The 24,226-nt window shown below is 72.8% G+C and carries 27 protein-coding genes and 2 tRNA genes; 13 read left to right on the top strand and 16 right to left on the bottom strand.

Annotation, left to right across the window (positions count from 1 at the left end; translation table 11 throughout):
• The first annotated feature begins 102 nt into the window (after positions 1-102).
• Both AC4H2S_RS07170 and AC4H2S_RS07165 read left to right on the top strand, forming a co-directional pair.
• The gene (locus AC4H2S_RS07170) at positions 103-1,671 is read left to right on the top strand and encodes a phytoene desaturase family protein (RefSeq protein WP_491496280.1); all 1,569 of its coding nucleotides are present in this window, start codon (positions 103-105) and stop codon (positions 1,669-1,671) included.
• A gap of 59 nt (positions 1,672-1,730) precedes the next feature.
• A tRNA-Lys gene (locus tag AC4H2S_RS07165) sits at positions 1,731-1,803 on the top strand.
• Between the two features lie 286 nt (positions 1,804-2,089).
• On the opposite strand, the gene AC4H2S_RS07160 is transcribed toward AC4H2S_RS07165, so the two are convergent.
• The 8 genes from AC4H2S_RS07160 to AC4H2S_RS07125 form a co-directional block, all read right to left on the bottom strand.
• Positions 2,090-2,233 carry a GPGG-motif small membrane protein gene (locus AC4H2S_RS07160; protein WP_186340748.1) on the bottom strand — a complete coding sequence of 48 codons (144 nt, stop codon included), beginning with the start codon at positions 2,231-2,233 and terminating at the stop codon, positions 2,090-2,092.
• 97 nt (positions 2,234-2,330) lie between these two features.
• Positions 2,331-4,340, bottom strand: a complete 2,010-nt coding sequence (locus AC4H2S_RS07155) for an NAD(P)-binding domain-containing protein (RefSeq protein WP_491496279.1) — start codon at positions 4,338-4,340, stop codon at positions 2,331-2,333.
• Positions 4,341-4,372: 32 nt separating this feature from the next.
• Positions 4,373-4,705: a GroES family chaperonin gene (locus AC4H2S_RS07150; protein WP_491496278.1), complete on the bottom strand. Its 333-nt coding sequence runs from the start codon at positions 4,703-4,705 to the stop codon at positions 4,373-4,375.
• A gap of 5 nt (positions 4,706-4,710) precedes the next feature.
• Positions 4,711-4,959 carry a DUF3618 domain-containing protein gene (locus tag AC4H2S_RS07145; RefSeq protein WP_491496277.1) on the bottom strand — a complete coding sequence of 83 codons (249 nt, stop codon included), beginning with the start codon at positions 4,957-4,959 and terminating at the stop codon, positions 4,711-4,713.
• A complete protein-coding gene (locus AC4H2S_RS07140) occupies positions 4,956-5,711 on the bottom strand; it encodes an energy-coupling factor ABC transporter ATP-binding protein (protein WP_491496276.1) in 756 nt (251 codons plus the stop codon). The genes AC4H2S_RS07145 and AC4H2S_RS07140 overlap by 4 nt, the downstream gene beginning before the upstream one ends.
• A complete protein-coding gene (gene cbiQ, locus AC4H2S_RS07135; protein WP_491496275.1) occupies positions 5,708-6,376 on the bottom strand; it encodes a cobalt ECF transporter T component CbiQ in 669 nt (222 codons plus the stop codon). The genes AC4H2S_RS07140 and cbiQ overlap by 4 nt, the downstream gene beginning before the upstream one ends.
• Complete coding sequence (locus AC4H2S_RS07130; RefSeq protein WP_491496274.1) at positions 6,376-6,750, bottom strand: PDGLE domain-containing protein; 375 nt, start codon at positions 6,748-6,750, stop codon at positions 6,376-6,378. The genes cbiQ and AC4H2S_RS07130 overlap by 1 nt, the downstream gene beginning before the upstream one ends.
• Positions 6,747-7,436, bottom strand: a complete 690-nt coding sequence (locus AC4H2S_RS07125) for an energy-coupling factor ABC transporter permease (protein ID WP_491496273.1) — start codon at positions 7,434-7,436, stop codon at positions 6,747-6,749. The genes AC4H2S_RS07130 and AC4H2S_RS07125 overlap by 4 nt, the downstream gene beginning before the upstream one ends.
• Before the next feature lie 190 nt (positions 7,437-7,626).
• On the opposite strand from AC4H2S_RS07125, the gene bcp reads away from it, so the two are divergent.
• The 3 genes from bcp (at position 7,627) to AC4H2S_RS07110 (ending at position 9,134) form a co-directional block, all read left to right on the top strand.
• The gene (gene bcp, locus AC4H2S_RS07120; protein WP_491496272.1) at positions 7,627-8,097 is read left to right on the top strand and encodes a thioredoxin-dependent thiol peroxidase; all 471 of its coding nucleotides are present in this window, start codon (positions 7,627-7,629) and stop codon (positions 8,095-8,097) included.
• Positions 8,098-8,104: 7 nt separating this feature from the next.
• A tRNA-Leu gene (locus AC4H2S_RS07115) sits at positions 8,105-8,181 on the top strand.
• A 62-nt stretch (positions 8,182-8,243) separates the two neighbouring features.
• Positions 8,244-9,134 (top strand): bile acid:sodium symporter family protein, encoded by an 891-nt coding sequence (locus AC4H2S_RS07110; RefSeq protein WP_491496271.1) that lies wholly within the window; start codon positions 8,244-8,246, stop codon positions 9,132-9,134.
• Here AC4H2S_RS07110 and rdgB read toward each other — a convergent pair.
• Both rdgB and rph read right to left on the bottom strand, forming a co-directional pair.
• Complete coding sequence (rdgB, locus tag AC4H2S_RS07105; RefSeq protein WP_491496270.1) at positions 9,123-9,752, bottom strand: RdgB/HAM1 family non-canonical purine NTP pyrophosphatase; 630 nt, start codon at positions 9,750-9,752, stop codon at positions 9,123-9,125. The two genes, AC4H2S_RS07110 and rdgB, sit on opposite strands and share 12 nt — an antisense overlap.
• A complete protein-coding gene (rph, locus tag AC4H2S_RS07100) occupies positions 9,749-10,477 on the bottom strand; it encodes a ribonuclease PH (RefSeq protein ID WP_491496269.1) in 729 nt (242 codons plus the stop codon). Before rph ends, rdgB begins: the two co-directional genes overlap by 4 nt.
• Positions 10,478-10,724: 247 nt before the next feature.
• Here rph and AC4H2S_RS07095 point away from each other — a divergent pair, with 247 nt between their 5' ends.
• Together AC4H2S_RS07095 and AC4H2S_RS07090 are read left to right on the top strand one after the other, a co-directional pair.
• Positions 10,725-11,879 carry a sensor histidine kinase gene (locus AC4H2S_RS07095; protein WP_491496268.1) on the top strand — a complete coding sequence of 385 codons (1,155 nt, stop codon included), beginning with the start codon at positions 10,725-10,727 and terminating at the stop codon, positions 11,877-11,879.
• Positions 11,876-12,526, top strand: a complete 651-nt coding sequence (locus tag AC4H2S_RS07090; protein WP_491496267.1) for a response regulator — start codon at positions 11,876-11,878, stop codon at positions 12,524-12,526. The genes AC4H2S_RS07095 and AC4H2S_RS07090 overlap by 4 nt, the downstream gene beginning before the upstream one ends.
• On the opposite strand, the gene AC4H2S_RS07085 is transcribed toward AC4H2S_RS07090, so the two are convergent.
• Both AC4H2S_RS07085 and murI read right to left on the bottom strand, forming a co-directional pair.
• The gene (locus AC4H2S_RS07085; RefSeq protein WP_491496266.1) at positions 12,523-13,320 is read right to left on the bottom strand and encodes an MBL fold metallo-hydrolase; all 798 of its coding nucleotides are present in this window, start codon (positions 13,318-13,320) and stop codon (positions 12,523-12,525) included. The two genes, AC4H2S_RS07090 and AC4H2S_RS07085, sit on opposite strands and share 4 nt — an antisense overlap.
• On the bottom strand, positions 13,317-14,141 hold the full coding sequence (murI, locus tag AC4H2S_RS07080; RefSeq protein ID WP_491496265.1) for a glutamate racemase: 825 nt from the start codon (positions 14,139-14,141) through the stop codon (positions 13,317-13,319). Before murI ends, AC4H2S_RS07085 begins: the two co-directional genes overlap by 4 nt.
• A 92-nt stretch (positions 14,142-14,233) precedes the next feature.
• Between murI and AC4H2S_RS07075 the strand changes: the two genes are divergently transcribed.
• Positions 14,234-15,283 (top strand): alkaline phosphatase family protein, encoded by a 1,050-nt coding sequence (locus AC4H2S_RS07075; protein ID WP_491496264.1) that lies wholly within the window; start codon positions 14,234-14,236, stop codon positions 15,281-15,283.
• A 37-nt stretch (positions 15,284-15,320) separates the two neighbouring features.
• Positions 15,321-16,862, top strand: a complete 1,542-nt coding sequence (locus AC4H2S_RS07070; RefSeq protein WP_491496263.1) for a CotH kinase family protein — start codon at positions 15,321-15,323, stop codon at positions 16,860-16,862.
• A 13-nt stretch (positions 16,863-16,875) separates the two neighbouring features.
• Here the strand turns inward: AC4H2S_RS07070 and AC4H2S_RS07065 are convergent, their stop codons facing one another.
• Together AC4H2S_RS07065 and AC4H2S_RS07060 are read right to left on the bottom strand one after the other, a co-directional pair.
• Positions 16,876-18,804: an FUSC family protein gene (locus AC4H2S_RS07065; protein WP_491496262.1), complete on the bottom strand. Its 1,929-nt coding sequence runs from the start codon at positions 18,802-18,804 to the stop codon at positions 16,876-16,878.
• An 87-nt stretch (positions 18,805-18,891) separates the two neighbouring features.
• Positions 18,892-19,839 carry a PLP-dependent cysteine synthase family protein gene (locus tag AC4H2S_RS07060; RefSeq protein WP_491496261.1) on the bottom strand — a complete coding sequence of 316 codons (948 nt, stop codon included), beginning with the start codon at positions 19,837-19,839 and terminating at the stop codon, positions 18,892-18,894.
• Between the two features lie 89 nt (positions 19,840-19,928).
• On the opposite strand from AC4H2S_RS07060, the gene AC4H2S_RS07055 reads away from it, so the two are divergent.
• Genes AC4H2S_RS07055 through AC4H2S_RS07040 form a run of 4 tightly spaced genes read left to right on the top strand, consistent with a single transcriptional unit; the run spans position 19,929 to position 23,445 of the window.
• The gene (locus AC4H2S_RS07055) at positions 19,929-20,864 is read left to right on the top strand and encodes an ABC transporter ATP-binding protein (RefSeq protein ID WP_491496260.1); all 936 of its coding nucleotides are present in this window, start codon (positions 19,929-19,931) and stop codon (positions 20,862-20,864) included.
• On the top strand, positions 20,861-21,619 hold the full coding sequence (locus tag AC4H2S_RS07050; protein WP_491496259.1) for an ABC transporter permease: 759 nt from the start codon (positions 20,861-20,863) through the stop codon (positions 21,617-21,619). The genes AC4H2S_RS07055 and AC4H2S_RS07050 overlap by 4 nt, the downstream gene beginning before the upstream one ends.
• A 36-nt stretch (positions 21,620-21,655) precedes the next feature.
• Positions 21,656-22,807, top strand: coding sequence for a sensor histidine kinase (locus tag AC4H2S_RS07045; RefSeq protein WP_491496258.1), 1,152 nt, complete (start codon positions 21,656-21,658; stop codon positions 22,805-22,807).
• Entirely contained in the window at positions 22,804-23,445 is a 642-nt protein-coding gene (locus AC4H2S_RS07040; RefSeq protein WP_491496257.1) for a response regulator, read from the top strand. The genes AC4H2S_RS07045 and AC4H2S_RS07040 overlap by 4 nt, the downstream gene beginning before the upstream one ends.
• Before the next feature lie 10 nt (positions 23,446-23,455).
• On the opposite strand, the gene AC4H2S_RS07035 is transcribed toward AC4H2S_RS07040, so the two are convergent.
• Both AC4H2S_RS07035 and AC4H2S_RS07030 read right to left on the bottom strand, forming a co-directional pair.
• On the bottom strand, positions 23,456-23,743 hold the full coding sequence (locus AC4H2S_RS07035) for a MoaD/ThiS family protein (RefSeq protein WP_491496256.1): 288 nt from the start codon (positions 23,741-23,743) through the stop codon (positions 23,456-23,458).
• A complete protein-coding gene (locus tag AC4H2S_RS07030) occupies positions 23,743-24,213 on the bottom strand; it encodes a M67 family metallopeptidase (protein ID WP_491496255.1) in 471 nt (156 codons plus the stop codon). The genes AC4H2S_RS07035 and AC4H2S_RS07030 overlap by 1 nt, the downstream gene beginning before the upstream one ends.
• Positions 24,214-24,226: the final 13 nt, after the last annotated feature.

Raw genomic sequence — 24,226 nt, 5'->3', positions numbered from 1 at the left:
GGACGAAGGGTCCTTGGACCCCACCCGGGCGGCGAAGGGCCCTGCTGCGGCGCGCCCCGCACCGGGCGCGGCCGAGCACCGGCGGGGGTCTAGGTTGGTGCGGTGGACCAGGGCACCAACAGCTATGACGTCGTGGTCGTCGGCGGCGGGCACAACGCCCTCGTCAGCGCCGCCTACCTCGCCCGGGCCGGGCTCTCGGTGGTCGTGCTGGAGCGACTCGGGCACACCGGCGGTGCCGCCGTGTCGGTGGAGCCCTTCGCCGGGCACCAGGCCCGGCTCTCGCGCTACTCCTACCTGGTGAGCCTGATGCCCCAGCAGCTGATGGCCGACCTCGACCTCGACGTCCGGCTCGCCTCGCGCACCACGGCGTCGTACACGCCCTGGAGGCGCGGGGACCGCAGCGGCGGGCTCCTCGTCGAGCGGCCCGAGGGCGACGCGACGCGCGAGTCGTTCCGCGAGCTCACCGGCGGCGACGACGAGCACGCCGCGTGGCAGGCGTTCTACGACGAGGTGGGCCGGCTCGCCGGCGTCGTGGCACCGACCCTGATGCAGCCGCTGCCGCTCGAGCGCGACCTGCGCTCGCGGGTCGACGAGCGGATCTGGGCCGAGGTGGTCGAGGAGCCGCTCGGCCGCGCCATCACGCGGCGCTTCTCCGACGACACCGTGCGCGGGGTGGTCGCCACCGACGGCCTGATCGGCACGTTCGCGTCGATGGACGACCCGTCCCTCGTGCAGAACCGGTGCTTCCTCTACCACCTCATCGGCAACGGCACGGGCGAGTGGCGGGTGCCGATCGGCGGGATGGGCGCGGTGACCGACGCCCTCGCCCGGGCCGCCGTCGAGGCCGGTGCCGAGATCGTGACCGGGGCCGGCGTCAGCTCCATCACCCCCGGCGCGGACGGCGCCGAGGTCACGTTCCACGACGGTGAGCGCGAGCACGCGGTGACCGGGCGGCGGGTGCTGTCGGGGGTCGCGCCCTGGGTGCTGCGGATCCTGCTCGGCGAGGGCGAGGACGCCGAGACCAAGCCGTCGGGCTCGCAGCTCAAGATCAACGTCCTGCTCGACCGGCTGCCCGCCCTGAGGTCGGGCGCCGACCCCGCCGTCGCGTTCGCCGGCACCCTGCACCTCGCCGAGGACTACTCGCTCCTCGAGCGGGCGTACGCCGCTGCGGCCGGCGGCGCGGTGCCCGACCCGCTGCCGGGCGAGGTCTACTGCCACAGCCTCACCGACCCCTCGATCCTCGGCGACCGGGCCGGCTCGGCTCACACCCTGACCTACTTCGGCCTGCACACCCCGGCCGGTCTCTTCGACGCCGACCCCGGCGCCCGCGACGTCGCCGTCCAGCGAGCCCTCGCCTCCATCGACGCCGTGCTGGCCGAGCCGCTCGCCGACTGCATCGCCACCGACGCCGACGGCCGGCCGTGCATCGAGGCGAAGGTGCCCCAGGACGTCGAGCGCGACCTCGCGATGCCGGGCGGACACATCTTCCACGGCGACCTGGAGTGGCCCTGGGCGCCCCACCGCTCCCGCCTCGACACTCCCGCTCAGCAGTGGGGCGTACAGACCGAGCACGACACCGTCCTGCTGTGCGGCTCCGGCGCGCGACGCGGCGGCGCGGTGTCGGGCCTCGGTGGGCACAACGCCGCCCATGCGGTCCTGGCCGACCTCTGACCGACCGCGATTTCGCCTGCCGATGGCGACGGGGTACAGTTCTACTCGCTTCACCGCCTGCGCCATTAGCTCAATTGGCAGAGCAGCTGACTCTTAATCAGCGGGTTCGGGGTTCGAGTCCCTGATGGCGTACCGATCAGTTCAGAGGCCCTTCACGGAGAGATCCGTGAAGGGCCTCTACTGTCTCCCCATCCCGGCCAGCGCGGGGCCGGGGTGGCGTGTAAGCCGCGTACGGGATCGGATTGACGTAACGGGAGACTTGGCGGCCGAGTCCGACACCTGGAGGCCGTTGCAACCCCCTCCAAGTGACGGAGTCCCCGCTCGAGCGGGGACTCCGACGGCGGCCGCAACGCCCCGAAATCGGAGCGAGGAGCCGGTCCAGACGGACCAGCTCCTCGCACGCTCTCCCGCAGGGCTGCTACGTGAACAGGCTGACTCCACCGGGGCCGACGAGCAGCCCGACGATGATGAGCACGATGCCCCAGAGCATCTGACCCCTGATCAACGAGACGATGCCGGACACCACGAGGATGACGGCAAGGATCCACAGCAGAAATGCCATTTCGCATGCTCCCTTCGGTTGAACGCTCAACGTACAGTTCGACCCGGGCCGAACGGTACCGATCACACCCCTTGGGGCGGGCCGAAAGGCAGGGGTCTCAGCCCTCCTCGCGCAGGCGGGGCGGGGTGAAGTCGGCGGGCCGGATACCGGTCTTGTCGGCGTAGAAGGCGCGGACCAGGTCCATGTCGGCGCCGACGTCACCGGTCGGGTGGAAGGTCGGCCCCCACCCGACCGTGCGAGACGGCGCGTCGATGAACGCGAGGGTGATCGGGAGGCCGGTCTGGCGGGCGATCCGGTAGAAGCCCGACTTCCAGTGCTCCCCGCGTGAGCGGGTGCCCTCCGCAGCGATGCCGAGCAGCCAGGGCTCGTCACCCTCGGCCTCGGCGAGCAGCTCCTTGATGGTCGCGGAGGGGTTCTTGCGGTCGAGCTCGACCGCTCCGGTGCGGCGCAGGAGCCAGCCAAGGGGGCCGACGAAGAGCTCCTTCTTGACGAGCAGCCGGATGTCGATGCCGTAGCGCCAGGCCAGCAGGATGGTCAGCACCCAGTCCCAGTTGGACGTGTGCGGTGCGCCGACCAGGACGGCGCGCTGGGGCACCTCGCCCACGGCCCGCCAGCGGGCTGCGCCGAGGAGCAGGCGGGCGAGCGTGCGCCGCACTCCCCCGCCGTCCGACGTCGGCGCGGCAGCAGGAACGGACGCGGAGACCCCCGGCCCAGCGGGTGAGCCGAGGGACGGCGTGCGAGTCGCGGCCCGCGCCCGGCCGGCCCGGCGCTCGCGGTCGAGGTCCCACAGGTAGTGGTCGAAGTCGACCTCCATCGTGTGGCGCGGCGAGGCGTAGAACTGCCGCTTGTCGCGACGGTGCTCGGCGTCCATCTGGCGGCGTACGACGTCGTCCGCCGGTGGGACGTAGCGCCCGGCGAGCGTGTCCGCGATCCACGCCGACTGCGCCTCCGCGATCGGCATCACCGCACCGATGGCCTGGACGAGGCCGATGAAGTAGAGGCCGGGAAGGTCCGGGTGGACGGTGCGCTTCCACAGCGGCAGGTCGTTGTCGTGCGCGGAGACCAGGTCGGGTGACAGGAACGGGAAGCTGACCCGGTAGCCGGTCGCCCAGACGATCAGGTCGGCAGGCGCCTCGGTGCCGTCGACGAAGACCACCCGGTCGCCGTCGAGCCGCTCGATGCCGGGCCGCGCCGTGATCGCCCCTGCGTCGAGGCGCTCGCGGATCCGGTCGGACTGGACGGGGTGCGACTGGCCGGGCTTGTGGGTCGGGGCCGGCAGCCCGTACTTGGCCAGGCTGCCCGCGTGGGTGGCGCCGAGCCGCAGGCGCGCCGCCGTGACCCACCACGGCAGCCAGCCCGGCAGGGCGACCTGGTCGCTCGGCCGGCCGAGGAAGAACTTGCGCAGCACCCACTCCGTGCGGCGCACCGACCACGTGGTCGTGCGCGCCACGAACGACGACTCCACCGCGATGTCCATCGCGGAGTTGCCGGCACCGACCACGACGACGTCGCGCCCGGCGAGCTGGTCGCGGGAGCGGTAGTCGTGGGCGTGGATCTGCTCACCGTCGAACGTCCCGGGATAGGCCGGCTCGGGCCACCGCGGGTCCCAGTGGTGGCCGTTGGCGACGAGCACCGCGTCGTAGGTGCGGGTCTCGGTGCCACCGGGGCCGGTGATCCGCACGTCCCAGCGGCCGTCGGCCGAGCGGGAGACGTCCTCGACGGTGGTGTCGAAGGTGATCGTGTCGCGGAAGCCGAAGTGGTCGACGTACTGCTCGAAGTAGGCGTGCACCTGGTCGTGGCGCGCGTAGGGCGGGTAGTCCGCGGGCATCGGGAAGTCGGAGAACGCCATCCGCGGGCACGACGTGTTGATCTCGAGGGTGTCGTAGCAGGCCGACTGCCCGTTGGAGTTGTCGAGGACCCAGGTGCCCCCGATGTCGCTGCCCTTCTCGAAGCAGTCGAAACCTATGCCGGCGAGGTAGAGCTGCTTGGCCGCGGCGATGCCCGACGAGCCGGCGCCGATGACGCACGCGCGCGGGAGCGACCCGTCGACCGGGACGGGCGAGGTGACCGCGGGGGCGCGGTGGGACTGCTTGACGAAGTAGGCCATCGGGCGCTCCTGGCTGGCGGAGAAGGGGCGGGCTAGAGGTAGAGCCCGGTGGAGCCGCCCTCGAGGCGCTCCGCGGCGACGGCGTGGACGTCGCGCTCGCGCATGACGACGTAGACCTCGCCCTGCACCTCGACCTCGGCCTTGTCCTCGGGGTCGAAGAGCACGCGGTCACCGACCTCGACGGCGCGGGCGTGGGGGCCCACGGCGATCACGCGCGACCAGGCCAGTCTCCGTGCGCCCATCGCGGCGGTCGCCGGGATGACGATGCCGCCGGTGGACCGGCGCTCCCCGGCCTCCTGGTCGACCTCCACGAGGAGGCGGTCGTGGAGCATCTTGATCGGGGCGCTGCCCCCCGCACCCGGCATGGCGCTCAGCGTGCGACCTTGCGGACGATGCCGAAGAGGACGACGACGCCGACCACGATGCCGGCGGCCTGGAGGATGTTGTCGGTGCGCGGCTCCCCCGTGTCGAGGTCGACGAAGTGCGCCTTCAGGGTCGTCACCTGGCGGCCGATGATCGTCTTGGGGTGGGCACGGTAGGCGAGCTGGTCGATCGTCGAGGCCAGCCGCTCGCGCGTCTCCTCGATCTCGCGCTCGAGCGCGCTCATGTCCTGGGTCACCCGGGAAGGCTATCAATGCGCCGCGGGTCGAACCCCCACGGCAGCTCGAGCCGGTGCGCGGCCATCAGCTCGTCGTCGGTGAGGACGTCGAACGTCGGCCGGTCGGCGACCACGACCCCCTCGCTGAGCACGACGCTGCGCGGGCACAGCTCGAGGGCGTAGGGCAGGTCGTGGGTGACCATCAGCACCGTCACGTCGAGGCTGCGGAGGATGTCGGCGAGCTCGCGGCGCGAGGCGGGGTCGAGGTTGGAGGAGGGCTCGTCGAGCACCAGGACCTCCGGCTCCATCGCCAGCACGGTGGCGACCGCGACGCGGCGGCGCTGGCCGTAGGACAGGTGGTGCGGCGGCCGGTCGACGAAGTCGGCCATGCCGACCCGGTCGAGCGCGTCCATCACCCGGCGGTCGAGCTCGGCGCCCTTGAGGCCGAGGTTGGCCGGCCCGAAGGCGACGTCCTGGCGGACGGTGCCGAGGAAGAGCTGGTCGTCGGGGTCCTGGAAGACGATGCCGACGCGGCGCCGGATCTCGAGGAGGTGCTGCTTGGCGACCGGGAGGCCGCTGACCGTGACCGATCCCCTGCCGGCGGTGAGGATGCCGTTGAGGTGGAGCACGAGGGTGGTCTTGCCGGCGCCGTTGGGGCCGAGCAGGGCGACCCGCTCGCCCCGGTGGACGTGGAGGTCGACCCCGAAGAGCGCCTGGTGGCCGTCGGGGTAGGCGAACGCCAGGCCGCGGACGTCGAGGACGGGGGTGCTCACGACGGCAGCTTCCCGTCGTAGCCGCGCGACAGCATGGCGAGGTGGACGCGCTCGCCCCGCTCGTAGGACCGGATGAACAGCGCGCCCAGCGAACGTGCCAGCACCGGCCAGTGGCGCGGCGAGCGGGGGTCGCAGCCGCGCGAGCGCAGCGCCGTCATCATCCGGGTGAGCTCCTCGGTGACGACGTCGAGGTAGCGGATCATGAAGCCCATGATCTGCACGACCAGGTCGGGTGCGCGCAGCCGCTGGAGGCCCCGGAGCAGGTCCTGCGGCTCGGTGGTGGCGGCGAGGGTGAGCGAGGCGAGCACGCCGATGCTGCCCTTGACCAGCAGCGCGACGCCCGCGACCAGCCCGGGCTCGGAGACGGTCACCCCCAGCACCTCCGTACGCGGCCCGTGGGCGATGAAGGGCATCAGCACGGCGAAGACCACGAAGGGCAGCTCGACGACCATGCGGGGCAACAGGTAGCGCAGCGGGACGCGGGAGAGCGCGATGACGCCGAGCAGCACGGCGGCCTCGACCGCGAAGAGGGGGTAGGCCTGGCGCGGGGTCGCGACGACCACGAGCATGAAGCCGAGCAGCGCCAGCACCTTGAGGTGCGCTGGCGCGCGGTGGACCGGGCTGTGCGCGTGGAAGTGGAGCCGGTGCCCGTGCCCGGCACCCATCAGGATCCCGACCGGTGCGGCGCGGCGGGCGCGTCGTCGGTGACGTCGCCGGATGCGCCGTGGGGCCTGTGGTCGAGCCCGTCGTGCCCGCGTCGGCGCACGAGCCAGAAGAGCCCGGTGCTCAGCACCAGCATCACGAGCACGCCGATGACGCCGGCAAGCCCGCCGCTGATCCGGGCGTCGTCGACGCCGGAGGTCTGGTAGTCGGCGAGAGGGCTGTCGGCGGTCGCGGAGTCCTCCGCGGAGTCGAGGAAGCCGGTCTGCTCGGCGACGTACTCCAGGCCGTCGGGGTGCGAGCTGGCGTAGTAGCTCGCGACGCCTGCGACGAGCAGGCTGACGACCAGGGCGACGGCGAAGAAGCGGCGGGTGCTCATCGGTGGACTCCGTCTCGCAGCTCGAGCTCGCGCTCGACGAGGAGTGGTTGGGCGCCGTGGACGAGGTCGGGGCGGGCCGCGACGACGCTCGCGACCACCAGGCTGGTGACGACGGCCTCCCCGATGCCGATGACGGTGTGCCAGCCCACCATCGCGGCGAGGACGGTGCCGAGGTCGACCTCGATGTTGCCGCCGACGGCGAAGAGGCCGGTGAAGACGAGGGCCGCGACCGGCACGCTCACCAGGGCGGCGACCGCGGCGGCGGGCGCCACCATGCCGAGCCGCTTGGGCAGCACGCGGCGCAGGCCGACGAAGACCACCCAGCCGACGGCGACGGTGACGATCCCGATGAGGGTGATGTTGGTGCCGAGAGCGGTGATGCCGCCGTCGGCCATCAGCAGGGCCTGGACCAGGAGCACCACCGACAGGCAGAGCACCGCCGTCCACGGTCCGACCAGGACCGCGGCGAGGGCTCCGCCCATCAGGTGGCCGCTGGTGCCGGCGCCCACGGGGAAGTTGATCATCTGCGCGGCGAACACGAACGTCGCGACCAGCCCCGCCATCGGCGCCGTACGGTCGTCGAGCTCGCGTCGCGCACCGCGCAGGGACAGGGCGACCGCGGTCGCCGCCACGACCCCGGTGGCCACCGAGGTGGGGGCGTCGAGGAAACCGTCGGGCACGTGCACGGGTCGCTCCTGCTGGTGGGGGTCTCGGATGGATGGCGGTCCTGGGTGCCACTGGCCGCGACTGGTTGGATGAGTGGTGTCCGGCGCGGATCCCCCGATACCGCTGTCGACACCCTCGACCTTATTGCAAATGTCTTGCAACAACCACACCCGGGCCGCGGCCCGGGCCGACCAGCGCACAGGAGCCCCGATGCCCGACCGCCTCTCCCCCGGCGACGCCGCACCCGACTTCACCCTGCCCAGCGACACCGGCGACCGGGTCTCGCTGTCGGGTCTGCGCGGGCGCAAGGTGATCCTCTACTTCTACCCGGCCGCGATGACGCCGGGCTGCACCAAGCAGGCCTGCGACTTCTCCGAGTCGCTCGAGTCGCTGCGCGGGGAGGGCTACGAGGTCCTGGGCGTGTCCAAGGACGCCCCCGCCAAGCTCGCGAAGTTCCGCGAGCGCGACGCGCTGACCCTGACGCTGCTGTCCGACGAGGACCTGGCGGTGCACAAGGCCTACGGCGCGTTCGGCACCAAGAAGCTCTACGGCAAGGAGGTCGAGGGCGTGATCCGCTCGACCTTCGTGATCGACGAGGACGGCACGGTCGAGCTGGCGCAGTACAACGTGAAGGCCACCGGCCACGTCGCCAAGCTGCGCCGGGACCTAGGGTTGGCCTGATTCGGCGGCGCCCGTAGCCCAACAGGCAGAGGCACACGGTTTAGGTCCGTGACAGTGTGAGTTCGACTCTCACCGGGCGCACCACGATCCGCACGCGATGCGGCGAGTGGCTGCGGTGTGACCCACGTCACCACTAGGGTCCGCGCATGGACTCCGCGCTCACCACCGTCGGGCTGCCCGTCGCGCTGGCGATCATCATGTTCGGCCTCGGGCTCGACCTGACGGTCGGCGACTTCAAGCGCGTCGGCCGGGCGCCACGGGCGGTGGCCGTCTCGCTGGCCTGCCAGGTGCTTCTGCTGCCGGTCGTCTGCTTCGGGCTCGTGGTGCTCTTCGACCTGCCTGCCCTGCTCGGCATCGGCATGCTCCTGCTCGCCGCCTCCCCGGGCGGCACGACCGCCAACCTGTTCAGCCACCTCTTCCGCGGCGACGTCGCCCTCAACATCACGCTGACGGCCATCAACACCGTCATCGCGGTGGTGACCCTGCCCGTCATCACCGGGCTCGCCATCGCCTACTACGACCGGCAGGACGACGTCTCGATGCCGCTGGTCGAGATCGTCAAGGTGTTCGCGCTGATCCTGCTGCCCGTCGGCATCGGCATGGTGGTCAACGACCGCGCGCCCGCCTTCGCCCGCCGCATGGACAAGCCCGTGCGGATCGGCTCCGCGGTGATCCTCGCCGTGCTGGTGCTCGGGATCCTGCTCGACCAGCGCGAGAACGTCGCCGACTACCTCGCCGACGTCGGCCTCATCGCCGCGCTCTTCTGCGCGATCAGCCTCGTCGTGGGCTACTACGTGCCGAAGGCGCTGGGCGTCACCGGACCGCAGGCGATCGCCTCGTCGATGGAGGTCGGCGTGCACAACGCGACGCTCGCCATCTTCGTCGCGGTCGAGGTGCTCGACGAGGTCGAGATCTCGGTGCCGGCGGCGGTCTACTCGCTGGTGATGTTCGCCTTCGCCGCCCTGTGGGGCACGTGGGTCAGCCGGCAGGTCGGTGCCCGGGAGGGGGCTGCCCCCGATCGGGACTCAGTCGCCTGACAGGTCGGCCGCGACCTGCGGCGCCAGGGCGCGCAGCGCCCGCCCCCGGTGCGAGATCCGGTCCTTCTCCCCCGGCTCGAGCTCGGCGGAGGTGAGGTCGTCGGCGTCGTGCTCGAGCGCCACGAACACCACGTCGTAGCCGAACCCGCCGCTGCCGCGCGGTGCCCGGACGATGCGGCCGTCCATGCGGCCCTCGACGACGCGCTCGCGCCCGTCGGGCGTCACCCACGCCACGGCGCAGGTGAAGTGCGCGCCGCGGCGCTCGTCGGGCACGTCGTGGAGCTGGTCGAGCAGGAGCCGGTTGTTGCGCTCGTCAACCGACGCCTTGTCGTCGCGCGGCGTGCCCGACCACCGGGCCGAGAGCACCCCGGGCATCCCGTTGAGCGCGTCGACGCACAGCCCGCTGTCGTCGGCGATGGATGGCAGCCCGGTGGCGGCGACGCCCGCGCGCGCCTTGAGCAGGGCGTTGCCCTCGAAGCTCGGCTGGTCCTCGACGGGCTCGACGTAGCCCTCGACGTCACCGATGCCGAGCACCTCGATCCCGGGCACGTGCTCGGCCAGGATCCGCTGCATCTCGACGATCTTCTTGGCGTTGGCCGAGGCCAGGAACACCTTCACCGGGCCAGCGCCTCCTGCTGGAGGCGGGTCAGGTCGGCGCACCCCTTCTCGGCGAGGGTCAGCAGCGCGTCGAGCTCGGCGCGGTCGAAGGCCGCGCCCTCGGCCGTGCCCTGCACCTCGACGTAGGCGCCCTCACCGGTCATCACGACGTTCATGTCGGTCTCGGCGCGCACGTCCTCCTCGTAGGGCAGGTCGAGGCGGGGCACGCCGTCGATGATGCCGACGCTGACAGCGGCGACCGACCCGGTCAGCGGCTCGCCGGCGAGGGCACCGGTCTCGCGCAGGTGCGCCACCGCGTCGGCCAGCGCGACGTAGGCCCCGGTGATCGCGGCGGTGCGGGTGCCGCCGTCGGCCTGGAGGACGTCGCAGTCGAGCACGATGGTGTTCTCGCCGAGGGCCTGGTAGTCGATGACGGCGCGCAGCGAGCGGCCGATCAGCCGGGAGATCTCGTGGGTACGACCGCCGATGCGGCCCTTGACCGACTCGCGGTCCGAGCGGGTGTTGGTCGCCGCGGGCAGCATCGCGTACTCCGCGGTGACCCACCCCAGGCCTGATCCCTTGCGCCAGCGGGGCACGCCCTCGGAGGCGGACGCGGCGCACAGCACCTTGGTGCCGCCGAACTCGACGAGGACCGATCCGGCGGCGTGGTCGAGCCAGTGGCGGGTGATGGTGATCGGGCGGAGCTCGTCGTCGGCGCGACCGTCGGCGCGGGCAGCAGAAGTCATGGGCACGACCCTAGACGTGGCCGAGCCGGGTCCGGTCACCCCCGTGTGTCACCGGACCCGGTCCGGGGCCTTGATCCGAGGCCCCGTCCCCAGTGGGGCCGTCTGTGGGAGCCGGCCCCGCGGCCGTGCGGACTGCTTCACACGGCTGGGAGCCTCCACCATGCGTCGCGGAGGCGTCGCGTGCATCGGTCGCGGGTCGCATCGTGACGCAACCAAAGTAGGAGCCGCGCTGGCTAACCTGTGGGCCGTGGAGCCGCGTCCCGACACCCAGCCCGAGCTCACGTGGGTGTCGCACGCATGGCGCTACGCCGCCTGCCTGGTGTTCTCCGCGGCCGTCTGGCAGCTGGTGGCGGCGACGGAGTGGCGCGAGCACCGGCTCCTCTTCACCGTCGAGCTCGTGCTCGGTGCCTCCGCCTACGTCCTCGTCCACTTCCGCCGGCGGGCCCCGGTGCAGGTCGCGCTGGCGGTGGCCGCGCTGAGCGCCGTCTCCGGCATAGCGGCAGGGCCCGCCACGCTGGCGGCGTTGTCGGTCGCCACGCGACGGCGCTGGCGCGAGGTGCTGCTGGTCGGCGCCACCAGCATCGTGGCAGCGCAGGCCTGGACGACGATCGCACCGGTCCACGGTGACGGCATCGTCGTGACCACCCTGATCAACGTGGCGATCAACGCCGGCGTCATGGGGTGGGGCCTCTACATCGGGTCGCGACGCGAGCTGCTCGGCGGCCTGCGCCACCGCGCGGAACGGCTCGAGCAGGAGCAGGAGCTGCGGCTCGCGCAGGCCCGCTCAGCCGAGCGCGCCCGCATCGCGCGCGAGATGCACGACGTGGTGGCGCACCGCATCACGCAGGTCTCCATGCAGGCCGGCGCGCTCGCCTTCCGCGACGACCTCGGCACCGACCGGCTCCGCGAGGGCCTCGGCGAGATCCACCGCCAGGCCAACGACGCGCTCCACGAGCTGCGCGGGGTGCTGGGCGTGCTGCGCCAGGACGACCCGAGTCCGTCCACCGCCCGCCCGCAGCCGACGTACGACGACGTCCCCGCCCTCGTCGACGAGGCGCGTTCGCTGGGCCTCGAGGTCGACTGGGACGACGAGGTGGACACGACCGCGGCGGTGCCGCCCGCCACCGGTCGCACCGTCTACCGCATCGTGCAGGAGGGCATCACCAACGTGCGCAAGCACGCGCCCGGCGCGCAGGTGCGGATCCGCTCCACGGGCGACGAGGAGCGCGGCATCACGGTGGTGCTGAGCAACCCGCTCGGCGAACGTCCGAGCGCTGCGCCGGGAGCCGGCCTGGGGCTCGTCGGACTGCGCGAGCGCACCGAGCTGCGCGGTGGCCGGCTCGACAAGCGCACGGAGGGGGCGACATTCGTCCTGGAGGCTTGGTTACCGTGGGCGCCGTGATCCGCGTGCTGCTCGTCGACGACGACCCGCTCGTGCGCTCTGCGCTCACCCTGATGCTCGGGGGGCAGGCCGACCTCGAGGTGGTGGGTGAGGCGTGCAACGGCGAGGAGGGCGTGGCGCAGGTGCTGCAGCACGAGCCCGACGTGGTGCTCATGGACATCCGGATGCCGGTGATGGACGGGCTGGAGGCCACGCAGCTGCTCCACTCGCGTCCGTCGCCGCCGGCCGTGGTCGTGCTGACCACCTTCGATGCCGACGACCACGTCCTCCGCGCGGTGGCCGCCGGGGCCGACGGCTTCCTGCTCAAGGACACCGCGCCCGGCGACATCGTCGGCGCCATCCGCACCGTCGCAGGCGGCGACGCGATGCTGTCTCCGTCCGCGACCCGCAGCCTGGTCTCGCGACTGCGCGGGACCTCGCCGACCACGCGCACCTCCACTGCCGCCGAGCGCCTGGCTGTGCTGACCGAGCGCGAGCTCGAGGTCGCCGTGTGCGTGGGCCGCGGCCTCAGCAACTCAGAGATCGCCTCGGAGCTCTACCTCTCGATCCCGACCGTGAAGTCCCACGTCTCGCGCCTGCTCACCAAGCTCGAGTGCACCAACCGGGTGCAGGTGGCGATGGTCGTGCACGACGCGGGGCTCGTCTAGACGTCATACGTCGCCCCGGCGCGGGCCAGGTCGACCGGTCCGTCCCAGGCTGCGCGGGCCTCGGCCTCGGCGTCGGCCGGGTCGTGCCACGGCGGGATGTGGGTGAGGACCAGCCGGCCGGCGCCCGCACGTGCAGCGATGTGGCCGCAGTCGGTGCCCGTGAGGTGGAGGTCGGGGGGGTTGGGGTCGCCGGTGCGGAACGACGCCTCGGCGAGCAGCAGGTCGGCGCCCGCCGCGATCACGTCGAGCTCGGGGCACGGGGCGGTGTCGCCGGAGTAGACGAGCGTGCGGCCGCCGGCGGTGACCCGGAGCGCGTAGGCGGTGACGGGGTGGCGCACCCGACGGGCCTCGATCCGGAACGGGCCGAGCTCCACCTCGGCACGGCCGGCGACGCGGCCGTCGTGGTCGCCGTAGGCGTGGAAGTCGAACTCCTCCGTCATGCCGGGCTCGAGGGGCAGGTCGTAGGCGCGTGCCATCCGCGCGGCCGTGCCGTCGGGACCCCACACCGGGATCGGCGGCTGTGCGCCGGTCGGGTGGTACTTGCGCATCACGTAGTAGCCGCACAGGTCGAGGCAGTGGTCGGCGTGGAGGTGGCTGAGGAACACCGCGTCGATGCTCAGCGGGTCGGCGTAGCGGTGGAGCTGGCCGAGCGCACCGTTGCCGAGGTCGAGGAGGATGCGCCACGTGCGGCCGTCGTGCTCGGCCTCGAGCAGGTAGCAGCTCGCGGCCGAGTCGGGACCGGGGTAGGAGCCCGAGCACCCCACGACGGTGAGCCTCAGCGGGTGCGGACTCACGCGCGACCGCCCGCGAACTGCGTCGCCCCGAGCAGCTCCGAGCCGAGGAAGCGGCGCCCGACCGTGGCGAAGTCGTGGGGGCTGCCGGTGGTGGAGAACCTGTAGGTGGGCTCGCCGTCGGGCCGCATCAGGCCCGTGCCGGCCAGCATCTTGTAGACGTCCTTGGCGCACTCCTCCGCCGAGCTCACGAGCGTCACCTCGTCACCCATCACGTAGGAGATGACGCCGGTGAGCAGCGGGTAGTGGGTGCAGCCGAGGATGAGCGTGTCGACGCCGGCCTCCACGAGCGGGTCGAGGTAGTCGTGGGCGGCGGCGAGGAGCTCGTCGCCACCGGTGACGCCCTGCTCGACGAAGTCGACGAACCGCGGGCAGGCCCGGATGTGGAGGTCGAGGTGGGGCGCGGCGGCGAAGGCGTCGTCGTAGGCCATCGAGCTCGCGGTCGCCCGCGTGCAGATGACGCCGACCCGTTGGTTGCGGGTGGCGGCGGCGGCCCGCCGCGCCGCCGGGAGGATCACCTCGACGACGGGGACGTCGTAGCGCTCGCGGGCGTCGCGCAGCATCGCCGCGCTGGCGGAGTTGCAGGCGATGACCAGGGCCTTGACGCCCTGCTCGTAGAGGTGGTCGAGACACTCGAGGGCGTACTCGCGGACCTCGCCGATGGGCTTCTGGCCGTAGGGCTGCCGGGCGGTGTCGCCCAGGTAGGTGACGGACTCGTGCGGGAGCTGGTCGATCACGGAGCGGGCGACGGTGAGCCCGCCGAAGCCCGAGTCGAAGATGCCGATGGGGGCGTCGGCGGTCTCTCTCGCGGGGGGCGTCGGCACAGGGAGCAGGCTAGGCGCTCGGGCTGTCACCGGTCACGCGATCGCGTGCGTCGGCCCCGTCACACCCCGTCCACGCGGGTTAGGGTCGCCGGGTGATCCTGCGCTCCGTGCTCGCCTCCCTGCTCGCCTGCACCGCCCTCGCGGTGTCCCCGGCGTCGGCCCCGGCCGCGGTCCCCGACGGCGAGCTGCCGCCCCCCACGCTGCGGGTGTCGGCCGACGACGCCATCGCCTCGGTGGTCGCCATCTCCGTCGACGGGCTCAACACCGACGCCCTCGGTCGGCTCGGGCCCGAGCGCACCCCCCACCTGCACGACCTGATGGCCTCGGGGGCGTCGACCCTCAACGCCCGCACCGAGCACGAGCTCACCATCACGCTGCCCAACCACACCGGCATGGTGACCGGGCGCCGGATCGACGCCCGCACCGGCGGGCACGGCGTGACCTGGAACGACGACCGCCGCCGCCCGGCGACCGTCCAGGCGGCGGCCGGCGAGCGCGTCGAGTCGGTCTTCACCCAGGTCAGCGCCGCCGGCGGCGCCACGGCCCTCTTCGCGAGCAAGACGAAGTTCTCGCTGTGGCGGCGCAGCTGGCCGCTCGCCATCGACACCACCCGCATCCAGCTCGACAACACCCGGCTGGCCCGGTCGGTGCGGCGCGACCTGCGCGAGCACGAGCGCGCCTTCCGGTTCGTGCACCTCTCCCTTCCCGACTCGGTGGGCCACGACAGCGGCTTCATGTCGCGGCGCTACCTGCGCGCCGTCGAGAAGGTCGATCGGCTGGTCGGGCTGATCGTCGGCACCATCAGGTCCGACGCCGAGCTGGTCGGCCGCACCGCGATCATCCTCACGAGCGACCACGGCGGTCTCGGCGCCAGCCACTCCGACCCCCGCCGGCTCGCCAACTACCGGGTGGCGTTCATGGTGGCCGGCCCGGGCGTCGCCGCGGGCGCCGACCTCTACGAGCTCAACCCCGACGACCGCCGCGACCCGGGCACGCGGCGCACCACCTATCGGCAGCCCGTCCAGCCCGTCCGCAACGGCGACCTGGCCAACCTCGCGCTCGACCTGCTCGACCTGGACGCCGTGCCGGGAAGTGAGCACAACCTTCGCCTCGACCTCGACGTCTCACGTCCGCCCGCCTGAGCGCATCCGCCCACACACCGGGTCGAAGGAGACACCGATGTCCGTCCTGAAGAGGCTCTCCGTGCTGACCGCGCTCGCGGTCACGGCATCGACCCTGGCGCTCGCCCCGGCATCCGGTGGGGCCACCGCTCCGGACGGGGCGGCCGCCGCGGTCGGCTGGCCGCCGGCCGCCCCCGCCCAGCTCGTCATCGACACCGGCGGGGTGGACGTCGGTCGTGAGGACTACGTGCCCGGCACGGTGACCCTGGACGGCGTCACCCGGGTCACCGAGGTGCGCGGACGAGGCAACTCCACGTGGGGCTGGGCCAAGAAGCCCTACAAGCTCAAGCTCGAGGACGACGCGGCCCTCATCGGCACGCGCGCCTTCGACGAGTGGGTGCTGCTCGCGGGGTACGCCGACCGCAGCTCGCTGCGCACGGCCGCGGCGTTCGCCGTCGCCGCGCAGACCCGGCTGCGGTGGACGCCGCGGTTCCGCTTCGTCGAGGTCGTCCTCAACGGCCAGCCCCAGGGCCTCTACATGCTCACCGAGCAGGTCGAGGTCGGCAAGGGTCGTGTGGACCTGCCCGACGACGGATACCTGCTCGAGGTCAACCAGCGCTACCTGCGCGACGACGAGCCCGGCTTCCGCACCCGGCGCGGGACGCCCGTGGCGTTCAAGGACCCCGACGAGATCACCAGGCGCCAGCGCCGCGAGGTCCGGCGTGCGGTGTCGCGCTTCGAGAAGGTGCTCTACGGCCCCCACTTCGCCGACCCCGACCGCGGCTACGCCGCCTACGTCGACGTCCGCAGGATCATCGACTGGTACCTCGTCGAGGAGCTCTTCGCCAACCAGGACTCCAACTTCCAGTCGAGCGTGCACTTCACCTGGGTCCCGGGCAAGCGCTTCGTCTTCGGGCCCGTCTGGGACTTCGACCTCAGCGCCGGGACCCGGTGGCGCGCGTCCAGCGAGCCCGACGCGTGGCACACCCGTCTCGGGCGCCACTGGATCGCGCGGATGCTCCAGGACCCGGCGTTCTCCTCCCGGGTCAAGAGCCGGTGGGCCCGGCTGAAGCCCGGCGTGCGCCAGGTCGTCTCGCAGCTGCCCGCAGCGGCGGCGACGCTGGAGCCCGCCGCGACGGCCGACTGGGACCGCTGGCACGCCGCGGGCGACCTGGAGTGGACCCACCACGGCCGCGACCACCGGGCCGAGGTCGACTTCCTCGGCGACTGGCTGACCAGGCGCATCGCCTGGCTGAGCCGCAACGAGGTGCGCCTCGGCGGCATCCGGCACCGCACCGCGGAGCGCGAGCGCACGGTGTGGGTGCCCGTCCGCCTGCAGTCGGCACCGAGCTCGCCGGTCGACGTCACGTTCGGCGTGCAGGCTGGCACGGCCACCCCGGGCGAGGACTTCGTCGCCGGCCAGGGGCAGGTGACCTTCGCCGCGGGAGAGGTGGAGCGCTACGTGCCGGTCCGGATCCTCGACGACCGGGTGACGGAGGGTCGCGAGACGGTGCAGGTCGTCCTCACCGGCGCCTCGCACGACGTCGTGGTCGGCTCGCCCTCGACGGCCGTGGTGGCCATCGCGGCCAGCACGCGCTGACGGCTCGTCCGGCTCAGGCACTGACCGGGAGCGTGCGGAGCAGGTAGCGCTCCGCCGACCCGGCCTGCTGGGCCAGCTCCAGCACGGTCGAGAACGCGACCGGGGCTCGGTCACGGTCGTCGCCGGCCGGCTCGTCGACCCCGTCGACCGGAGCCGTCGGGCCGTCAGGACCCAGCTCCTGCAGCACCTGGTCCAGCTCGCCGCGGCTCAGCCCCGTGGCGGCGGCCAGGACGGTGAGGTCGCCCAGCACGGTGCGGAGCGTGTCGAGCTCGGCGCGCTGCCTGTCGTCCAGCTCGTCACGGTCCGGCACGAGCTCGTCCTGCATGGTCGCAGCGTCGCGGAACACCGCGAGGTCCTCGGTCCGGAGCGGCCCCGTGCCGGCCGCCCGGAGCGCGGTCGCGGTGGCCTCGGCCGCGGCCTCGACGCGGCGCCGCAGGGGTGCGGGCCGGAAGCGAGGGATCAGCGTGAAGCCGAGGACGACCCCGACGAGCACCGCGCACGCGGTGAGCGCGACGTACTGCACGAGGAGGTCTGCGGCGTCGAGGTCGCGGGACACGGCGTTGAACCCGACGCTGACGAGGACCATGAAGGCGTTGCCGAGCGCGGGGCGGGTGACGATGTACCACAGTCCCAGGCACAGGGAGACCGCTGCGACGGCGACGAGGAACCTCGACGGCACGACCAGCAGCACGACCGCGACCGCGAGCGAGCCGGCGACCACGCCGACGACCTTGTTCCTCGTCTTGGTCGCCGTGTCGGTCCAACTGGCCTGGAGGATGCCGAAGGTGGCCAGCAGCGAGGTGGAGACCAGCGGATCGCCGCGCTCCAGGCCGGAGGTGATCAGCAGCATCAGCAGCACCGCCAGCGCCGTGCGGAACGCGTGGCGCACCTGGATCGACCGCATCCTGGCCGAGGGGTGCAGCACCGCGTCCCGCAGCCCGTGGCGCCGGGTGCGGCCGAGCTGGACCGCCGTCGTGTCGCGGTCGTGCATCGCCTGCTCGACGGCGTCCAGCGCACGTACGGCGTCGGCGAGGGGCACCTCGTCGACGGAAGGTGCGGCGTGGGGTCGCCTCGCCTCCTTGGCCTCCCCCGTGTCGCGCGCCGGCTTGGCCTTGAGTGCCTCAGCGAGCTCGTGCGCCCGGGCCCGGAGCTCCGCGGCGTCGTCGGGGCCGCCCGTCGGCCGCACCTCGGCGGAGCGGAGCGCCAGCCGGTAGCGGGAGGCCCCGTCGAGGGCCGCCGCGAGCCAGCGCTGCCTCCCGTCGCTGAGCCAGGTGCCGAACGCCGTGGCGGTGGCGCCGGCGACGTCGTCGGCGACCAGCACCTCGGCCACCTGCTCGCGCGTCGGCTTGGACGGGTCGGCGATGCCCATGAGCACGCGCAGCAGGAGGGCGACGACGACGCCGGCGATGGCGGCCGCGAAGACCTGCTGGTGGTCGGCCCCACCCATCGGCGCGTAGCCGTAGCCGAACATCGTGGTCATGCCCAGCCCCATGCCGGCGTTGCCGTAGCGGGGACCGAGCAGGGGGAGCAGCGCCGCCACGAAGACCAGCAGCACCACGAGCGCCATCGCGGCGGGCCGCGACACCTCGGCCACCAGGCGCGGGACGGCCGCCGCGACGACGAGCAGCGGCCCCAGCACCGCGGCGAGTCGCAGGTCCGGACGCAGCGGACCACCCATGAAGGCCACCAGCGAGAACATGCCCGTCAGGCCGCCGATGATCCCCGCCGCGCCGGCCCCCCACGCGTCGGCGAGCAGCACGGAGGGGAGCACCACGATCATCATCAGCACGAGCAGCATCGGGCTGCCCTTGGCGCGCGCGGCACGGCTGGGGCCACCGTCGCGCTCGTGGCGCCCGTGGCGCCCGTGGCGGCCGGACGCGGACGCCCCGCTGTCGTCGGAGCCCTCGGCGGGACCCCGCGGGAGGTCGGCAGACGCGGTCATCCGCCGACGGTAAGGCGCAGGCGCGGGAGGCGGCAGAGGCTTCCGCCCCGGTCCTCCGGACGCACCCGCGGCGCCCCGGAGGTCGCGCTAGGCCCAGAGCTGTCCGTCGAGCCGGTCCTCGGCCTCGTCGACGGTGCCCTCGTAGGCGCCGGTGGAGAGGTACTTCCAGCCGCCGTCGCACACCACGAAGGCGATGTCGGCGCGCTCGCCGGCCTTGACCGCCTTGGCGGCCTGGCCGAGCGCGGCGTGCAGGATCGCGCCGGTGGAGATGCCGGCGAAGATGCCCTCCAGCTCGAGCAGCTCGCGCACCCGGCGTACGGCGTCGCGCGGCCCGACGCTGAATCGCGAGTCGATCAGCGAGGCGTCGTAGAGCTCGGGGACGAAGCCCTCGTCGAGGTTGCGCAGGCCGTAGACCAGCTCGCCGTAGCGCGGCTCCGCGGCCACGATGCGCACGTCGGGCTTGGTCCGGCGGAAGAACCGGGAGACCCCCATCAGGGTGCCGGTGGTGCCGAGACCGGCGACGAAGTGGGTGATCTCGGGGAGGTCGGCGAGCAGCTCGGGGCCGGTGCCCTCCTCGTGCGCGAGGGCGTTGGCCTCGTTGCCGTACTGGTAGAGCATCACCCAGTCGGGGTGCTCCCCCGCGACCTTCTTGGCGACGCGGACCGCCTCGTTGGACCCGCCGGCGGCGGGCGAGGAGACGATCTCGGCGCCCCACATGCGCAGCAGCTGGCGCCGCTCCTCGGAGGTGTTCTCCGGCATCACGCACACGATGCGGTAGCCCTTGAGCTTGGCGGCCATCGCCAGGGAGATGCCGGTGTTGCCGCTGGTCGGCTCGAGGATGGTGCAGCCCGGCCGCAGCGTGCCGTCCTTCTCCGCCTGCTCGATCATCCTCAGCGCCGGCCGGTCCTTGATGGAGCCGGTCGGGTTGCGGTCCTCCAGCTTGGCCCAGATCCGGACGTCGGGGCTCGGCGAGAGCCGCGGCAGGCCGACCAGGGGCGTGCCGCCGACGGACTCGAGCAGGCTGTCGAAGCGCATGCGTCCAGCATGACATCCACCGATCGGTGGATGGCCGGATGCGCCGGTTGCCCGATGTGCGAGACGGCTCGGACCACGAGGCTGGAGCCATGATCTCGATCTCCCACCTGCGCAAGGCCTACGGCGACACCCTCGCCGTCGACGACGTCTCCCTCGAGGTCGCCGAGGGTGAGGTGCTCGGCGTCCTCGGTCCCAACGGGGCAGGCAAGACCACGACCGTCGAGTGCGTCGCCGGGCTGCGAGTGCCCGACTCCGGCACCGTCCGGGTCGCCGGACTCGACCCGCGCACCGACCGCAACGCGCTGACCCGGCTGCTCGGCGTCCAGCTCCAGGAGAGCAGGCTGCAGCCGAAGATCACCGTCGACGAGGCGCTGCGGCTGTGGTCCGCGCTCTACGACGACCCGCTGCCGTGGCACGACCTGCTCGGCAGGCTCGGGCTCGAGGAGCAGCTCCGCACGAGGTTCCGCGACCTGAGCGGGGGCCAGCAGCAGCGTCTCTCCATCGCGCTCGCCCTGGTGGGCCGTCCGCGCGTGGTGATCCTCGACGAGCTCAGCACCGGGCTCGATCCCCGCGCCCGCCGCGACGTGTGGCAGATCGTGCGCGACCTGCGCGCCGACGGGGTCACGGTCCTGCTCGTGACGCACTCGATGGAGGAGGCGCAGCAGCTGTGCGACCGGATCGCCATCATCGACGGTGGCCGGATCCGGGCGCTCGACACCCCCGACGCGCTCATCGCCGGAGCGAGCGCCGCCACGGTCACCTCCTTCACCACCGACCACCCGCTCGACCTCGAGTCGCTCCGTGAGCTCGCGTCGGTCTCCGCGGTCCGGACCGAGTCGGACCGGATCGTCGTGGAGGGACGCGACGGAGCGGCGCTCGAGGTCTTGGACCTCCTGTCCGGCCAGCACGTGACGCCGCACGGCCTGCGCGTGGTCGACGGCACCCTCGACACCGCCTACCTCCAGCTCACCGGCACGCCCGCCGACACCGCCGACGCAGCGCTTGCCGAGGAGCAGCCCGCATGACCACCACAGCCACCACGAGCCCGACGGCCGCCGTCGTGCGCACCGAGGCGCGGCTCTTCAGCCGCGAGCTCGGCTCGCTCTTCTGGATCCTGCTGTTCCCCACGATCCTCCTGCTCATCATCGGTCTCATCCCGGACTACCGCACGCCCGAGGACGACCTCGGCGGCCAGCGGGTGATCGACCTCTACGCCTCCGTCTGTGTCGTCCTCGCGATGATCATGGCCGCGATCATGGCGATGCCGCCCGTGATCGCCGGCTACCGCGAGAGCGGGGTGCTGCGGCGGCTGCGCACGACACCGATGCACCCGGCCTCGCTCCTGGGCGCCCAGGTCGGCCTCCACGCAGCAGCCGTGCTGACCTCGATCGTGCTGGCGCTCGGCGCCGCCCGGGTGGTGTACGACGTGCCGCTGCCCGGTGCGGTCGGGTGGTACGCCGTCTGCGTCGTCCTGGCGACCGCGGCCGCGTTCTCCATCGGGGCGGTCGTGACCGCGGTGTCGTCGAACACCCGAATCGTGCAGACCGTCGGCACCATCGTCTTCTTCCCGCTGATGTTCACCTCCGGCGTCTGGCTGCCGGTGCAGGGCATGGGCGGGTGGTTGCACGACCTCGTGGTCGCCACCCCGCTCGGCGCGGCGGCCGAGGCCCTCAACGACTCGCTCGTCGGACGCACGCCGGACCTCGTCGACCTCGCCGTCATGGCCGGATGGGCCGCGGTGCTGTCGCTCGTCGCCGTGCGCAGCTTCCGGTGGGAATGAGCGGGAGGAGCCCGGATGTCCTGCCAAGATGTCGCCGTGAGCGATGAGAAGTGGCTGGCCCGGTTGCCGTTCGGGCTCCTCGCTCTCGCCACCGTGGTCGCGACGGTGGCCTCACCTGCCCTCGGGGACGACGCGGCGGACATCCGGTGGACCCTCGCGCTCACCGCCGTCACCGCGCTGTGGATGTTCACCACGCCGCGGCCGAGCGCACTCCACTACGTGGGACGGACCGCCCTCGCCTTCGTGCTGGTCTGGCTCAACCCCTTCTACGCCGTCTTCGGCTTCGTCGGCTTCCTCGACGCCTACGAGTCGCTCAAGGGGCGTTGGGTCTACGTCGGCATGCTGGTGGTCGGCATCACCCAGGCCGGGTCCCAGTCCGGCGGGTTCCCGCCCGACGACGCGACGCAGTTGTGGGTCTTCGTCGCCCTCATCGGGCTCAACGCAGGCCTGGCCACCACCTTCATGAAGATGGGCATGCGCACCGAGGAGCGCAACGCCGAGCTCGAGCGGCTCAACGCCGAGCTGGAGCGCGCGCTCTCCGACAACGCCGCCCTGCAGGACGAGCTCGTCGCCCAGGCGCGCGGGGCCGGCGTGCAGGAGGAACGGGCCCGCCTGGCCCGCGAGATCCACGACACGCTCGCCCAGAGCCTGGCCGGCATCGTCACCCAGCTGGAGGCCGCTGTCGGCGGCGAGCGGCAGGAGCGCGCGCTCGCGCTGGCGCGTCAGGCACTGGCCGAGGCTCGCCGCTCGATGCTCGACCTCTCCCCCGGCGACCTCGACGGCACGACGCTGGCCGAGGCACTGTCCTGCGTCGTCGCGGCCTGGTCGGCCGAGCAGTCCGTCCGCGCCGACGCCGTAGTCGTCGGCGACCCCGTCGCCCTGCATCCCGAGGTGGAGGCGACCGTCCTGCGGGTGGCCCAGGAGTCCCTGACCAACATCGCCAAGCACGCCGGCGCCACCAGGGTAGGCGTCACGTTGTCGTACGACGGTGACGAGGTGGTGCTCGACGTGCGCGACGACGGCGTCGGCTTCGACGTCGACGTCCCGACCGGCGCGAGCTCGTTCGGCCTCCGTGGCATGCGCCAGCGGGTCGCGCGGCTGGCCGGCGAGCTCACCCTCGAGTCCGTGACCGGGCGCGGCACGGCCGTGTCCGCCCGGCTCCCCGCCCTGGCACGCGTGGCCGCATGAGCACGCCACGCCCGACCGTCACGATCGTCGTGGTGGACGACCACCCGGTCGTCCGCGACGGCGTGCGCAGCATGCTCGCCGGCGTCACCGGCTTCGAGGTGGTGGGCGAGGCGGCAAGCGGTCCCGAAGCGGTCGAGCGGGTGCTGGCGACCGACCCCGACGTGGTCGTCATGGACCTCCGCATGCCCGGCGGCGGGGGCGTCGACGCCGTCCGCGAGCTGCGCGAGCGCGGCGCCCGCGCGTCCGTGCTGGTGCTGACGACCTACGACACCGACTCCGACACGGTGGCCGCGATCGAGGCCGGCGCGACGGGCTACCTGCTCAAGGACACGCCCGCCCAGACGCTCTTCGACGCGGTGCGCGCGACGGCGGCGGGCGAGACGGTGCTGTCACCCGCCGTGGCGTCGCGCCTCGCCTCGCACGTACGTCGTCCGGCCGCGACGGGCGTGCTGAGCGCGCGCGAGCGGGAGGTGCTCGCGCTGGTGGCGCGGGGACGCTCCAACCGGGCGATCGCCGAGGAGCTGTTCGTCAGCGAGGCGACGGTCAAGACCCACCTCGTGCACGTCTACGACAAGCTCGGCGTCAGCGACCGCGCCGCCGCGGTGGCGCGGGCCTACGAGCGCGGGATCCTGGGTTGAGCGCCCTTGCTCAGCAGCCGCCCGCGACGGCGGGCAGCACGACGACCTGGTCGCCGTCGGAGAGCTCGGCGTCGAGGCCGCCCATGAAGCGGACGTCCTCGTCATTGATGTAGACGTTGACGAAGCGGCGCAGGTCGACCGAGCCGGCCTTCTCCTCGACGAGGCGGTCCTTGATGCCGGGGTGGCTGCCCTCGAGGTCGTCGATCAGCGCGGACAGCGTGCTGCCCGATCCCTCGACGGCCTTGGCGCCGTCGGTGTAGGTGCGCAGGATGGTGGGGATCCGGACCTCGATGGCCATCAGGGGGTGCTCTCTTCCTCGGTCTGCTCGGGTGTCTCTGGCGTCGCCGGCGTGGGTGCGACCGTGACGTCCTCCTCGGTCACGACCCCGTCGACGATTCTGTAGGACCTGAACTCCACCGGGCCCTCACTATTCCCGTGCTCGCGTGTGCTGACGAGCACGTAGTGGGCGTTGGGCTCGCTGGCCAGGTTGATGTCGGTGCGGCTGGGGTAGGCCTCGGTGGCGGTGTGCGAGTGGTAGATCACCACCGGCTCCTCGTCGCGGGCGTCCATCTCCTTGTAGAGCGCGAGCAGCTCGCCGGAGTCGAACTCGTAGAACGTCGGGCTGCCGGCCGCGTTGACCATCGGGACGAAGCGCTCGGGACGGTCGCTTCCCTCCGGGCCCGCGACGACGCCGCAGGCCTCGTCGGGGTGGTCGCGCCGCGCGTGCGCCACGATGGCGTCGTAGATCTCCTGGTCCAAGGTCAGCACACGGCCAAGCGTA

It is taken from the genome of Nocardioides sp. Z13_37, assembly GCF_058355585.1.
The sequence above is the reverse complement of the archived record's forward strand: the minus strand, read 5'-3'. Positions and strand labels throughout refer to the sequence as shown.

Bases quoted from the DNA above. Each gene is read 5' to 3' on its own strand.
- AC4H2S_RS07155 (WP_491496279.1), bottom strand. From the start codon at position 4,340: ATGGCCTACTTCGTCAAGCAGTCCCACCGCGCCCCCGCGGTCACCTCG.
- AC4H2S_RS07060 (WP_491496261.1), bottom strand. From the start codon at position 19,839: ATGCGCTTCGACAGCCTGCTCGAGTCCGTCGGCGGCACGCCCCTGGTC.
- AC4H2S_RS07160 (WP_186340748.1), bottom strand. From the start codon at position 2,233: ATGGCATTTCTGCTGTGGATCCTTGCCGTCATCCTCGTGGTGTCCGGC.
- bcp (WP_491496272.1), top strand. From the start codon at position 7,627: ATGCCCGACCGCCTCTCCCCCGGCGACGCCGCACCCGACTTCACCCTG.
- AC4H2S_RS07035 (WP_491496256.1), bottom strand. From the start codon at position 23,743: ATGGCCATCGAGGTCCGGATCCCCACCATCCTGCGCACCTACACCGAC.
- AC4H2S_RS07050 (WP_491496259.1), top strand. From the start codon at position 20,861: ATGACCACCACAGCCACCACGAGCCCGACGGCCGCCGTCGTGCGCACC.
- AC4H2S_RS07065 (WP_491496262.1), bottom strand. From the start codon at position 18,804: ATGACCGCGTCTGCCGACCTCCCGCGGGGTCCCGCCGAGGGCTCCGAC.
- AC4H2S_RS07055 (WP_491496260.1), top strand. From the start codon at position 19,929: ATGATCTCGATCTCCCACCTGCGCAAGGCCTACGGCGACACCCTCGCC.
- AC4H2S_RS07130 (WP_491496274.1), bottom strand. From the start codon at position 6,750: ATGAGCACCCGCCGCTTCTTCGCCGTCGCCCTGGTCGTCAGCCTGCTC.
- AC4H2S_RS07040 (WP_491496257.1), top strand. From the start codon at position 22,804: ATGAGCACGCCACGCCCGACCGTCACGATCGTCGTGGTGGACGACCAC.
- AC4H2S_RS07070 (WP_491496263.1), top strand. From the start codon at position 15,321: ATGTCCGTCCTGAAGAGGCTCTCCGTGCTGACCGCGCTCGCGGTCACG.
- rph (WP_491496269.1), bottom strand. From the start codon at position 10,477: ATGACTTCTGCTGCCCGCGCCGACGGTCGCGCCGACGACGAGCTCCGC.
- cbiQ (WP_491496275.1), bottom strand. From the start codon at position 6,376: ATGGGTGCCGGGCACGGGCACCGGCTCCACTTCCACGCGCACAGCCCG.
- AC4H2S_RS07110 (WP_491496271.1), top strand. From the start codon at position 8,244: ATGGACTCCGCGCTCACCACCGTCGGGCTGCCCGTCGCGCTGGCGATC.
- AC4H2S_RS07150 (WP_491496278.1), bottom strand. From the start codon at position 4,705: ATGCCGGGTGCGGGGGGCAGCGCCCCGATCAAGATGCTCCACGACCGC.